Annotated in this window: 9 protein-coding genes; 3 read left to right on the forward strand and 6 right to left on the reverse strand. The window is 55.6% G+C overall.

The features are described 5' to 3' along the window. Positions 1-12 precede the first annotated feature (12 nt). Genes M5D76_RS03375 through M5D76_RS03395 form a run of 5 tightly spaced genes read right to left on the reverse strand, consistent with a single transcriptional unit; the run spans position 13 to position 7,006 of the window. The gene (locus tag M5D76_RS03375) at positions 13-2,199 is read right to left on the reverse strand and encodes a Z1 domain-containing protein (protein ID WP_248921973.1); all 2,187 of its coding nucleotides are present in this window, start codon (positions 2,197-2,199) and stop codon (positions 13-15) included. After that, a complete protein-coding gene (locus M5D76_RS03380) occupies positions 2,186-3,778 on the reverse strand; it encodes an ATP-binding protein (protein WP_248921974.1) in 1,593 nt (530 codons plus the stop codon). The genes M5D76_RS03375 and M5D76_RS03380 overlap by 14 nt, the downstream gene beginning before the upstream one ends. Before the next feature lie 23 nt (positions 3,779-3,801). Continuing rightward, the gene (locus tag M5D76_RS03385) at positions 3,802-5,055 is read right to left on the reverse strand and encodes a DNA cytosine methyltransferase (RefSeq protein WP_248921975.1); all 1,254 of its coding nucleotides are present in this window, start codon (positions 5,053-5,055) and stop codon (positions 3,802-3,804) included. Positions 5,056-5,112: 57 nt separating this feature from the next. After that, a complete protein-coding gene (locus tag M5D76_RS03390) occupies positions 5,113-6,750 on the reverse strand; it encodes a hypothetical protein (protein ID WP_248921976.1) in 1,638 nt (545 codons plus the stop codon). Beyond that, a complete protein-coding gene (locus M5D76_RS03395) occupies positions 6,743-7,006 on the reverse strand; it encodes a helix-turn-helix domain-containing protein (protein WP_248921977.1) in 264 nt (87 codons plus the stop codon). Before M5D76_RS03395 ends, M5D76_RS03390 begins: the two co-directional genes overlap by 8 nt. Before the next feature lie 100 nt (positions 7,007-7,106). Here M5D76_RS03395 and M5D76_RS03400 point away from each other — a divergent pair, with 100 nt between their 5' ends. From M5D76_RS03400 to M5D76_RS09325, 3 genes are all read left to right on the forward strand, one after another. Next, positions 7,107-8,222: a DNA cytosine methyltransferase gene (locus M5D76_RS03400; protein WP_248921978.1), complete on the forward strand. Its 1,116-nt coding sequence runs from the start codon at positions 7,107-7,109 to the stop codon at positions 8,220-8,222. Between the two features lie 126 nt (positions 8,223-8,348). After that, on the forward strand, positions 8,349-10,772 hold the full coding sequence (locus tag M5D76_RS03405) for a DNA/RNA helicase domain-containing protein (protein WP_248921979.1): 2,424 nt from the start codon (positions 8,349-8,351) through the stop codon (positions 10,770-10,772). 125 nt (positions 10,773-10,897) lie between these two features. After that, positions 10,898-11,314 (forward strand): GNAT family N-acetyltransferase, encoded by a 417-nt coding sequence (locus M5D76_RS09325; protein ID WP_428847225.1) that lies wholly within the window; start codon positions 10,898-10,900, stop codon positions 11,312-11,314. A gap of 105 nt (positions 11,315-11,419) precedes the next feature. Here M5D76_RS09325 and M5D76_RS03410 read toward each other — a convergent pair whose 3' ends face one another. Further along, entirely contained in the window at positions 11,420-12,865 is a 1,446-nt protein-coding gene (locus tag M5D76_RS03410) for a hypothetical protein (RefSeq protein ID WP_248921980.1), read from the reverse strand. Between the last annotated feature and the right edge of the window lie 3 nt (positions 12,866-12,868).

Raw genomic sequence — 12,868 nt, forward strand, 5'->3', positions numbered from 1 at the left:
CTAGCACCCCCCTTACACTTTCACATAGGCCCTCGGCGACTTTCTGGAGTCATATATCGCCAGAAGGTATTGTTCGTATTCCTGATAGTCGACTTCATCTATCTTCGGAACAATGTGATGAATCTGAATCGAGATATCAGCGCTAGGGTTAATAACCGTTTTATCGCCAATGTACTTCGACTCTTCGACGCTAGTGCTACTGCGGCCTTGCTGGAGAGCTTTGATTCTGTGGCTGTCCTTGTAAAAGCTGCGGCTGCGTTCCTGTCCCATGGACATCTGCAATACGGCTACGCTCTTCGCAGTACGAATTCTTTGCAGCAATTCCGTTTTCGCAAAACTGCCACCGTCGCCATCGAAAATCGCATCATCGAGGGTTTGGATCAACTTGAGTACGTCGTGCACATCCGCCATGCTCATGAGGGCTGTCGGTTCGTTCGTAAGCTGTCTACCATAGTCAACGCCCACGAATGAGTGGTGTGTCACGAAGTCTTCTATCACGTCCCTGTTGCGTCGTGCCTTGTCCTTGTCGAACAGGCCGTTGCTTTGTTTCGTCCAGTCATCGACTCTGATAATTGAGTAGTTTACTACCGATTTCCTGGTCGGCTGTTGCTTGGTTCTTTCGGCAAGAATTCGTATAGCTCCGATTTCTCGAGTGCCGTCTTCGACTTCCTCCATTTGCGTCCAAAGGTCATCTTCCATGTCGCCAAGATACGAAAACTCCTGGGCGATTTCCTCCGTCGTGAAGAGCCTTGTGAGTTCCACGTACTGGGACCTGTATCCAAACCAGCGCGCGCGTTGGAGGTTCGTGTCCATGTTTCCGCCGGATTTGGCCCAGCGGACAAAATACGTTGTAAGCAGATGGTCGAAGGTGATGCCTCTCTGCAGAAGATCGGCTCCTATGTTGATGCGGTGCTGATAGATTATTGAATTGCTATTTGTGCTCTTCTCTCTCGAGTTCTGTCGCAACACGACACTGCTGTCAGCAACCTTGTATAGTTTCTCGATGAAGTCTCTGTCAAATGGCACGGCCTCCCGAGTGCATTCATCAAAGATTTTCAGGTATATAGGCTTGAACAGCGCAACGGCGGCATCGTCGTCTCCTTCGATTGCATCAGAGAGAACGCCCCTTAAATCGTTGAGATACGCCTCGGCCCACTGTGAAATTTGCTCGTGGTATTTGATTTCCTTGCGTGCATGGATGACCATATCTGACTTATTGCGTCTCTTGACATCCTTACGTGTCGTGAGAATGGCGCTCGCAACGAGGAAATGCCGTATCGCAGTCTGGAACGACTCGGGGCTCATATTGTTTTCTAGGCACGCCTCGAAGTCATCGTCGCTGGTTATCACCACACCAGGGTCGCTAAGATGATACACTTCGGCGCCGCAGTATCCCTTTGCGGGACTGAGGAGATGCAGCCGCGAAGGAATGAGCTGGCTCAATTCGTTCAAGAATACGTTCGCTTGTGGAGTCGCTGTTACCGAAAAGTACAGCGGATCATGCAGAACATCCTTGAGGGCGCAGATGCTCTTGTAGGTAGACGATGCGTCAGTAGCCTTGTCCTTCGCGTTGTTGAGGCTCGCCTGGTCACCCTCGTCGTCGATGATCAAGGCCTTGCCTTCCACCCCTCTGAGCAGGGCGAGTTTTTCCGCTACCTGCCGAATTCTGTCGTAATGCTTGAGGCAGGCAATGATTATGGGATTGCCCGATTCGAGAACGTGGCGCAGATAATCCTCGTTGCAACCGCTTATGTCTAAAGATATCTCGCTATTAGTGGCAGTGGACATGAGCACCGGGGCATCAGAGTCTTCAAGGTCGAAGTCTTCGTCGTAATCAGGGATGTCGAATGTCTTTCTGAATCTCTTCACACTCTGGTCGAGAAGGTTCGCGGTGTATCCGCCAAACAAGACGAGAATTCGGAACCCGTTATCAAATGCGAGGGCGCTGAGCATTTCAAGGTTTGAAGTCTTACCAGATTGAACCTTCCCAACAAGCAGCACGTTGTTGCTTTGACTCGCGTCCTTTGTTTGCCTCATGGCGTCAGATAGAATGCGTGTGGCAGCATCACGGGTGCTGGTCGCGCCTTCTGGACCGTAAGCCTTTTCGTGCTTCGAATTGACGAGCTCAGAATAATGCCCGTATTCGATAACTATGCCCTGTGCACTAGCGTTATGGGCGTAAACATCATCCATTGCCATTCACCGCCATCGCATATAGTATTCGGTTCATGTTGCTGCGAATTGCCGACGAAATAATCATGCCAGCTTGCGTCGAGTTAAGCTTTGCCTGCTCCTCGGACGCCACGAAAGCTATGACTAATTTCTCCAACACGACCTGAAAGTCCTCTTCCCTCGAATACGGCTTGAAAAACGGGTGGTTCAGGTTTATGGTCACGGCAACGGAATCATCCGTGGGGTACGTTACGCCGATCCACTTCTCGCCGCTTTCAATGGACCAGCGCACCTCGATGGTCTTGGTTTGAGTTGAACTGACCTTTATGGGATAGGTGCGTACGTCGCTGAGCAACTCATCCGGGACCTTTGATTCCTCGCGCTGCATCTTGCGGTAGTTTTGCACGTAGCGACTCTCCGCCGATTCGCCTGTATCGTTGGCGCACACTTCTTCTGGTTGCGCTTCCTCGACGTCGTCTCTCGCTTTGTTCAAGCCGTTGTTAAGTCGGGTTATTGTGTCCGTGACCTGGGCCTCAACCCTGTTAGAAGCCGGTGTCGCTAGCTGCGACTCCTGCATCCGCGCCTTCTTCGTCATGTCGGCGATTTTGCGGAAGTCGGCTATTTGCATCTTAAGTGCCTCAATGAAGGCATCTTCCAGACCGTCCTCCCAAACAAAGCCATCCTTGGCTTGGTTGATTGGAAAGTCGTCGAGGTCCAGTTCGCCGAATAGCTTCAGCGATATCTCACTGTTGGCGTTACCGAAGATCTCTCGTGGTTTGTAATTGGCGTCAGCACCGCCAAGGACAACTCGCCCCCGGCGGAATAAGGCGAATCCCGCCTTGATGAAGGAGCCGGGATCCATGATTGCCACGAAACCGGTCACATGATGCTTCTCTGGCCCGAAGTCGAACTCGAAATCAAGTGGCTTCTTCCATTGCTGATCCCGAAAGCGAAGTATCGGGAACTGCTCGAAGGTTATGGGTTGGCCGTTAAACATTATTTCAACGTCACCATTAGCAAGATCGCGCCGGTACATGCTGCCTAGCATATCCTTGATTTTGCCTATCGAGCGACCAGCAAGCTTCTTCGTTAGCTTCTCTATCTTTACAACCGTGCCGTGAGTGTATGGCGGCACATTGGTTACGCGGATATTGATATTGCTCTCTCCGCTTTCGTGGAGGTAGGGGATGTCGACGGTTGCCTTGAATTGTCTTGTTGAGCCGAGCTGGGTGCTGGTCACGCTCCAAACACTTCCGAACCAGGAGGCTGCAGTCTTGAGGCCCATGCCAAACTCGTTACGGCTATTCATCTGATCGGAGTTCTTTGCGTCGAGTTTTATGGCGTCAAGAAACCTGTCTCGTTCCATGCCATATGCGTTATCGGTGACTGTAAGTGTCATGGCCCCGGGATCGTACTCGATATCAATCCTCAGACGATAGTAGTCCTCAGAATCGATGAGCTCTGTCTTGTGCAGGAGGTGGGATTGAGTCGAGTTGTCCACGAACTCGCCTATGGCATATTGCGGCTTATAGCTAAGCCTTGAAAAAACGTTGAGTATGCCCGCCTGGGGCCTCATGTCGAATGTAAAGTCACCGTCGTAGCTCATGTGCAGTTGATGCTCCCGAACTTCTATTTCAGCGTCAGTCCACTATTTCGCAGTCTCAGCAAGCCTTGGGCAAGCTGGTATGCGATTTCGACGTTCACTGCATTTCCTAGCTCTTTGTACACCTGTTTACTGCTTCCGGTAAATACGAACTCCTCATCGAAACTTTGCAACCTCGCAGCTTCACGGATTGTTATTTCCCGGAAATGATTTATGCTCTCGTCCCAGATCAAGGGCGTTGTCGCCATGGCAACAAGAGAGGGGAAGCAGTCGGGTCTCTTTACGCGGATTCCTGATTGCCTGATCTGAACGAGCCCATGCTTTATATCGGGCACGTCTTCGCCGCAGTTCCACTCGAATTTCTGCAGCAGCTTAGTGCGGTCGAGCATGTTGTAACGTCGAACCCAGGCGTCGATGTAGTCACGGTTCATTTGGTATAGGTGTCGGTTCCTGCGCACGTAGTTCTGCTTCCAACCGGGCATCGATTCTAGGCCGATCTGGTTGAAGAATGTCCGATCGAATTCTATGCCAAGTCCGAAGCAGCTGAGCCAAATGGGAAAACCAATGGTGGTAATACCGATCTCTTCCCTGAACTCATCCCATGCGAACAGGGCCTCTTCCTTGTCTGGGGCAAGGCGGACTGGGTTGCTCGGAGTCTCATCAAGGATATCGAATGCCGCGTTTGGCTTGCATGTTGCTTTTCTAAGCCAAAGGTCGTCCTCGATTATCTGGCCGTACGGCAGAAGATCATGGTTCTTGACGTCGCTTCTGATGCCGAGGATGAAGACGCGCTCTCTGATCTGGGGGATGCCAAAGTCTGAGGGCGAAAGGATAATCGGTCTGGTCGTTATCGTGAAATCGCGCTTTGCTAGCTCTTCCTGTATTGTTTCCCAGTACTCTTTGCGATCCGCCAGGTTCCTAACGTTTTCAAAGAGGATGAACTCAACCTCGTCATGCGCGTCAATGATGTCCATGATTGTATAGAAAAGCTGGCCTCTCGATTCGTCTTTGAAGCCCTTTCTCTTGCCGGCCTTACTAAACGGCTGGCACGGAAACCCTGCGCATACAAACTGAAAATCTGGGAGGTCTTTTGGATCAAGGTCTCGCACGTCTCCCAGCATCGGAGTGTCGGGAAAGTTCGCGCGGTATGTATCAATGCAGACCTGGTCTATCTCAGACGCGCCGACGCAAATGCATCCGAGCCTATCCATAGCTTGATGAAAACCACCAATGCCGCTGCAAAGGTCTAAGTATCTAATGGGTTCTTTATGATCGTCCATTTACAACATCATTTCGTGTTACTCGAAATTGTTTTGTCTAAAGACAGTGCAAAGGCATCAACTCCGCGCTGTGTCAAGCATGAGTGCATATCTCTCCTTGAGGGAGTATGCGTCGGGTAGCCTCGAAATACGGTGGTGCACAAGCTCGTCAAACAGCTCCGTCTGCATTGACACGGAATCAATGCCACCAGCCTCTTCAAGCAAGTCATAGAAGGTCATGAAACGAAAGGTGAACGGGATGTCGCCGATTGTCTCTGCGTGGCCGTCCTTGAAGCGGCTTAGCCTTGATATGTCGTGCGCAACGTAAGCGACCTCGACGTTGCGCATGAACTCCTCGCCGCGATCCTTGGCATCGCGCTTGAAGTAGTCAACTGTCTGGACGAGAGAGTTTATGTGGTCTTGCACGTACTCGTCCCGCAGGCCACCGCCATGCGCCTCGTAGGCGTGCAAGGTTCTCCTGTCCTCAAGGCTCAGGTACTCGACGTCGCCAAACTTTCTGCCCGATGTGTTCGTCTCGTTGACTGAAGAACCGAGCCCACGGGCCCCCCACTTGTCGTAGTCGTGGGAGCACATGGTGAGGAAGTCCACCAATCGCTGGTCGAGCACGCCCTTTGTGCGGCTGTTCGACGTTGCCACGCGCTCCACGAACGAGCGGATGCCTGCTGGTGTGATGCTGGGCAGGGGCGTCGATGCCTGCTTCTCGTTCGCCTCGTGGACGAGGTAGCACCTGATCACATGCGCGACTCGTCGCCGGGTCGTGTAGGGCAGCTCGCTCATGATGTCGAATATGTCGGCGAGCATGATGGAGCCGTTCTGGGTCTCGTGCGAGAGTTTCGTCTCGGCCCATGCCGTGTCCAGCGAGTAGACCGACTTCGCGTTGTTGAGGTATGGGTTCGCCTGGGTTGGGTGGTACATCGAGTTCCAGAGCGCCTGGACCTTCTGGCCGCGCGGCCCGCACTCGTAGATTGCCCTGCCGGGGAACCTGTCGGTGGTATCGAGCGTTAGCAGCTCGAAGTAAAGCATGAACAGGTATGGCTCGAACCCGACGCGCACGAGTTCTGTGACTTCCTCCCAAAGCTCCTCGTTGCGGGAGAAGTTGCCGAGCAGGCCTTTGAAGGTCCCGTCCGACTCGTCGGCGGGCGTGTCGCCGAAATAGGCGGACACGTCCTCGGTGTCGGCCTGGTGTATCGCGTCGATGTTGTCGACGACGAATGCGGCCGATATGCCGATTGCGCCGAGCACGCTGCGTATCGCGTCGAACGTGGCGCCCGGCACGTTGAGGATGGACCTGATGCGGTCTAGGCCAAGGTGCTGCTCAACTACCAGCGTGCGGATGAGCGGCGCGCAACCGACGAGCGCGACTGCGTGTGCGCGGCTCATGTAGAACTTCTGCTCGAGCTTCTCAACGAGCCTGAAGTACTCCCCGGCAAGCCTCTTCATGTTGGCGTCGACGCCGACGGCCTCGCGCACGGCGTCACGCAACTCCTTCGAGGGGGTGCCGCCCTCGGCAAACCAAAGGTCCCACATCTCGGAGAAACGCTCTGCGACCTCTTCCTCGGGAAGCGAGATCGCAGCCGGCGCGGTTCTGTAGAAGGAGATCGCCCTCTCGGCCGCCTGGTCCGTCGTGTTCGGGTCAATAGGCATAGACGATGCGAGGAACGCATCGGCAACGCTTGATATGGCTTCGCTACTCATCGATTCTCTCCCACAAAGGCCTGTCTTCCGCTCTCGTTGCGGCGTCGATCTCCCCGGCGACGTCGGACACGGTAAGTCCGCACGCGCTCAGGAATGAGATTAGCTGCGCAACGCTCAGCTTGTAGGCGCCGGACTCGAGCTTCGATATCGTTGCCTGCTGCGTCTCCAGCGCGTCGGCCATGTTGGCCTGTGACAGCCCGGCGGCTTTGCGCCACTTGGCGAGCAGCGCGCCTAGGCTGGTGCTTTTGTCGGTCATTCGGATATCCCGCTCTCGCTTCTTTGCGTTACGTGCGATATGGTATCATCCATAGGGCTCATTCTACAACAGAATGAGCTCATCTAGAAAGTGAGTGGAGATGCCCAGATTCGTCAGCTTGTATACCGGTGCCGGGGGCCTCGACCTCGGCTTCATCGCCGCCGGGTTCACTCCGGTGTTCGCCAATGACATCAACGCCGACGCCATGGAGACGTACGCAGCGACAATGGACATGATCTCCCAGCGCGCCGGCGTGCCGTTCGACCATGAGATCGTGACTGGGGACATACGCCAGGTGGAGCATCTTCCCGAAAAGAGCTGTGCTGAGCTTGTTATCGGCGGTCCGCCCTGCCAGGGCTTCTCGGTCGCTGGCAAGATGGATCCAAACGACCCCCGCTCGCGTCACGTGTTCGACTTTCTTGCGATGGTCGAGCGCGTCGAGCCGCAGGCGTTCGTGATGGAGAACGTTAAGGCGCTGGCGCGGAACAAGCGCTGGGCTGGCACAATAGCCGACATCAGGAGCCAGGCCGAGAAGATCGGCTACAAGACGTACCTAGAAGTCCTCAATAGCGCGGACTACGGCGTGCCGCAGACGCGTGAGAGGATGTTCCTGGTGGGATTCCGCGACAGCGGCGTCGAGTATGAATATCCTGCGCCGTCGGTTCAGGAGCATGTCGGCGTGGCACAGGCGCTCAGGAGCCTTCCGGCCATGGGCCAGCCGGGTAATGACCAAACCTGCAAGGCGAAAGTCACGGCGGCCAAGGAGCCGATTCTCAGGCAGTCGCCGTTCGCGGGGATGCTCTTCAACGGCCAGGGCCGTCCGATGGACATGAATCGGCCCGCACCGACGCTCCCAGCGTCGATGGGCGGCAACCGCACGCCCATCGTGGATCAAGAGACACTTGAGACCGGCGCGAAGCAGTGGGTCGAGACGTATCACGATTCGCTGATGGGCGGCGGCGAGGTGGTTACAACAATACCGAGCAGGCTCAGACGGATTACGGTTCAAGAGGCTGCTGCCATCCAGTCGTTCCCGAAGGACGTGCCATGGCACGGCTCGCAGAGTTCGCGATACCGTCAGATAGGAAACGCCGTGCCGCCCAAAATGTCATATGCGGTAGCACTTTCGATTCTCAATACGCTCGGATGGAACGCTATGCGGGACCCGGAGTTGCTCGATGCAATCTCTGCCAAGGCTTCAAAAGCAGCGTCTTGATAGCGGCAAAGGCAGCATCGACAACATCCTCATCAAAAAGCGTAACGGCATGCGTTATAAGTGCTCTCCTGATTGACAAATTCGGGCAGTTGCCGGATCCTGGACCTAATCCCCAGGAGAGGCGTCATGAGAGACCGGAGTTTCTTCACGTGCAGGGGAAGCGACTTCGCTCGCCCCGACTTCGTCGACAAGGCTATTGCAGAGCTGACGAGCCATCACGTTGGCATGTTCTCGCTAGCAGAAACGCAGCTTTTTGCATGGACGCGTGAGCTATCGGCGTTGTCGCCAGTAGCGTCCTCCCATCCCGACTGTACGGTCGCTTTCGAGTACATGATCCCCAGGATGGGGCGACGCGTGGACGCCATGGTACTCATCAAAGACTACATATTCGTCGTCGAGTTCAAAGCTGGTGAGACAACTTATCCGGCGGCTGCGGCAAGCCAGGTTATGGACTACGCGTTCGACCTGAAGAACTTCCACGAAGGTAGTCATGAGAGGGCGCTTTTCCCGGTCCTAGTGTGCACTGATGCGCCTGCCGAACTCGTCAGGCCCCTCAAAGTGGATGACGGCATCTGCTGCGTCCAGCGCGCCAACTCCTCCAACTTGCTCGAGGTAATCGACGGAACCATGGATTGCGTACGACTCTCCGGAGGTCCGTTTAACCACAAAGCATGGCTTGCGTCTGATTACAAGCCCACCCCCACTATCATTGAGGCTGCACAGGCTCTCTACCAGCACAACACGGTCGAGGACATATCGCGCAACGAAGCGGGCCTCACCAACATCATGCGGACGACCGAGTGTGTGAACGCCATTGTCGACTACAGCCGGGAAAACGGTAGGAAGTCTATCTGCTTCGTGACCGGCGTCCCAGGCGCCGGGAAGACGCTCGTCGGCCTCAACATCGCGAGCACGCGCCGCTCGGAGGGCGGCAGGCATGGCGAGGACACTGCGGTCTTCTTGTCGGGAAACGGGCCGCTTATCACCGTTTTACAGGCGTCCCTAGTGGAGGACCAACAGGCGCGTAACGCCGCCGAGTGCGAGGCGTGCAGGCGCATGGGCGGCAACGAATCGTGCGACACGTGCTTCGCTAAGAAGACAAAACGCCAGATCGAGGCCGAGGTGAAGTCGTTCGTGCAGGGCGTGCACCTATTTCGAGAGGAGCTGTTCACGACGGATGGGCCGCCGCCCGAACACATAGCCATTTTCGACGAGGCACAGCGGGCTTGGTCCGAGCAGCAGCTCTCTTACAAGATGAAGACGCGCAGGCAGAACAAGCGAGAGGTCCACAAGTCGGAGCCGCAGTGTCTCATCGAGTACATGGACCGCCATGAAAACTGGGCCTGTATCGTGTGCCTCGTCGGCGGTGGACAGGAGATAAACAAAGGTGAGGCGGGCATCATCGAGTGGTTCAAGGCTCTGAAGGATCACTTCCCGGAATGGGATGTGTACGCCCCCGATTCAATTCGCGGCGAGAATTATCTCGGAGACGCCGACCTGAAGACGCTGGCGCCAAACACGACTCAGCTCGACGAGCTGCACCTCGCCGTTGACATGCGAAGCTTCAGAAACAAGAACGTCGCGGCATTCGCCGAGGCAGTCGTCTCGAACGAGCCGGAGCGCGCCCGAGAGCTGTACGCTTCTATTGAGGCCGACTATCCAATTTATGTTACGCGAAACATCGACGACGCCAAGGACTGGGTTAGATCGATGACCAAGCGTCCGTCGGATCGTTACGGCATTGTCGCCGATTCGTACGGGCAGCGCATCAGAGCGGACGGCATCCTCGTGCCGATGGACTTCGACGCTGTAAAGTGGTTCCTGAGGGGAAGGGACAACATCGACTCGTCCTACTTCATGGAGATAGCCGCGTCGGAGTTCAAGATCCAGGGACTCGAGATCGACTACGCCGTCGTCGCCTGGGAGGGCGACTACCGATACCACGATGGCGAGTTCTGTCACCACCGGTTCTACGGCGACAAGTGGCAGGACGTGCACGACGTCATGCTCCAACGCTATCTAAAGAACGGATACCGGGTGCTCTTAACGCGTGCACGGCAGGGGTACGTCATCTACGTCCCGAAAGGCTCGAAATACGACCCCACGAGGCCGCCGCAATACTATGACGAGACGTTCGAGTACCTTCTCAAGTCGGGCATCAGGCCACTTCAAGCAGAAACGAATTTCAATGGGGAGGGTGCTCGGAAGCCGATGGAGCGCACGCCTCGCAGGCGCCAACTGGAGTTGTGCAACATGTCCGACAACTGGCTCAGGCAGCTTCGGAGCGTCGGACTCTGGTTCTTCGTGTGCGAGTACGAGACCGTTCGAAACTGGCGAGGCAGCTCGGAGGAGCTTCTCGATAGGCTCTTTGAGAAAGGCTTCGACTCCAAACCCACAGGCACGTCTATAAGAATCAGTTGCACGAAGGCTCTCATAGAGAGCGGGATGGACGAGCGGGCGCTGCTATACGCAAGGGACTCAAAACGCCTTGCCAAGGAGCATCCTGAAGCGCCTGAGATGGCACTCGGCCTCTTGACGAAGTATTTCTGAGCGTACGCTACCACTACGGCGCGCTCGAGGAGTTCGGCCGGCGCGACGACCACTTTGAGGATAGGGACCAGATCATTGCCCGGAGCACGATTGGGGCTTGTCTCGGCGAAGGCGAAGCCTATCGCATCGCGTGCGACGGCGAGAAGGTCGGCGGCGCCATCGTCAAGGTCGAGGGCGACAGGGGAGAGCTCGAGATCCTCTTCGTGAGCCCACGCGTCCACAGCAGGGGCGTGGGCTATGTCGCGTGGTGCGCGATCGAGCGGATGTACCCGCAGGTGCGGGCGTGGGGCCTCGTGACGCCGTACTTCGAGACTAGGAACATCCACTTCTACGTGAATCGGTGCGGCTTCCACATCGTGGAGTTCTTCAACAGCCACCACCCCGACCCGAACGACCCGGATATGGTTGACTCGCGGGGGACGGGCAGTTCCCGGAGGGCATGTTCCGGTTCGAGAAGCGGATGTGGTAGGGTGCGGGGCTGCCTGGCCGCGATCGCCCCATTGTCTATGGCTGTCCTGCCCCTCTTCGAAAAGGCGGGCTGACACAACACGATGCCCGCACCTTTGCTGGCACGGGCATCGCCGTAACGTGCTGCAAGTTGGAGATTGATTCCTTGGTAACGGCCTTCGGCAGCAGCTTATGGGTGGCTAGCGCTTGATGGCCTCGCCCTCGTAAATCACCTCTCCGGAATCGTAATCAGTAACCTTAACCTTGCACCCACAGCCCTCGTCCGACCAGAGATTTTGGGTGCCGGGCGTACATTTATAGAGCTCACCTGACAGAACGGTTCCATCGGACTTTATGTCGTAGCAACTCAAGTCACGCGCTCCGCCAAGTCCTAAATTCGTGTTCACCCAGCCCCATGTACTACCGTCACTACCGTAAATCTGCTTTGAGATCTTTAGCCGCTTGGTGCTCCTCGGAGGCCCGCTTGTCGCTCTCACGTAGAGGTAAACAGGATATCTTTCGTGGTCAGTAGAGTTATCGCGATCGTCATCCCTAATCGTTTGCTCGTCTGGCCATTCGTTTCCTTTTTTAATGGAACGATATGAGTGACTAGACGAATAACCAATTTCGAAACGCCAGTCGAAGAGTTTTGAATAGAGCTCCGCTGAATCTTTATAGCCGGACCCCTTCAATTCTCTTAGGTAGTTATATGTCGTCTCGTCGTTCCTGCTCAGATGACCTTGGACATATCCATATTTTGTCTCGCGCGTGATAGCGGGAGCGATGACGAAGACGGCAAGGAGGGCGGTGGCTACCACAACGACTGCGCCGATGGCAATGTACCTCTTCAACCGCGTTTTATTAGCTGACACGGCTTCGTTGCAGGCCGTCAGCCGCTTGTCGGCATCTTTCCAGCCGGGAATCTGGCGGAAGAGTTCAATCGCTTGAGACATCGCCTTCTCGTCGCCCGTATGCTCTGAAAGAATGGCGGCTTTCTGATAGATGGCGTCGTCCCTTTCGTCGGCAGAAGCCAAGAGCTCGGTCTCATCTTCGGTACTCAACAGCAAGCTCTTGTTTAACCCACATTCGCAGCAGGCAGTGCGGCCAACGTTTAACTGGCCGCATGAGCAGACCCACCAACCTTCACTGTCGAACACTGGCCTGTTCCACGCTCGCTTGTTCCCTCCGCTCCTGCTCAGTAGTTGATGCCGCCGTCTCATCGCCCTTTTGCTGAAGCAGAGCGGGTCGAGCTTCGGAACATCAATGGGATCCTGTTCGGCTTTCCATTTCTGCTCGTCTGTTGTGACGTTCGTCAAGATGACGTCAGCCGCCTCCACGTCGCCTCGAGATAGTTTCTGTGCCTTCAGCGGCTTTTCCGCCGTTTGTTCAAGGTCAACGTCTAGATCATCGAACTCTACGACCTCATTAGTGCCGTCGGAGTAGAAAAGCGTTGCGCTGCATCCGACAGAACGGATTGTTTCGTCGGAAACGTTGCGAATCTTTACTTGGAGGAAAGCAGTTGCCGTTTGTGTGTTGCGGGAGACCTGTACGGCCGTCAGTAGAGCGGGGGATTTGGGCGACCAGAGCAGTCGATGCTCTCCGTTGGTCGTACCGTCGGAACGGAAGACAACCTTGTAATCGGCCATGGT

The organism is Olsenella intestinalis, from assembly GCF_023276655.1.
Taxonomy (GTDB): Bacteria; Actinomycetota; Coriobacteriia; order Coriobacteriales; family Atopobiaceae; genus Olsenella_J; species Olsenella_J intestinalis.

What these genes read in the sequence shown, in the direction of transcription:
- M5D76_RS03375 (WP_248921973.1), bottom strand. Translation starts at nt 2,199, where the DNA reads ATGGCAATGGATGATGTTTACGCCCATAACGCTAGTGCACAGGGCATA.
- M5D76_RS03380 (WP_248921974.1), bottom strand. Translation starts at nt 3,778, where the DNA reads ATGAGCTACGACGGTGACTTTACATTCGACATGAGGCCCCAGGCGGGC.
- M5D76_RS03385 (WP_248921975.1), bottom strand. Translation starts at nt 5,055, where the DNA reads ATGGACGATCATAAAGAACCCATTAGATACTTAGACCTTTGCAGCGGC.
- M5D76_RS03390 (WP_248921976.1), bottom strand. Translation starts at nt 6,750, where the DNA reads ATGAGTAGCGAAGCCATATCAAGCGTTGCCGATGCGTTCCTCGCATCG.
- M5D76_RS03395 (WP_248921977.1), bottom strand. Translation starts at nt 7,006, where the DNA reads ATGACCGACAAAAGCACCAGCCTAGGCGCGCTGCTCGCCAAGTGGCGC.
- M5D76_RS03400 (WP_248921978.1), top strand. Translation starts at nt 7,107, where the DNA reads ATGCCCAGATTCGTCAGCTTGTATACCGGTGCCGGGGGCCTCGACCTC.
- M5D76_RS03405 (WP_248921979.1), top strand. Translation starts at nt 8,349, where the DNA reads ATGAGAGACCGGAGTTTCTTCACGTGCAGGGGAAGCGACTTCGCTCGC.
- M5D76_RS03410 (WP_248921980.1), bottom strand. Translation starts at nt 12,865, where the DNA reads ATGGCCGATTACAAGGTTGTCTTCCGTTCCGACGGTACGACCAACGGA.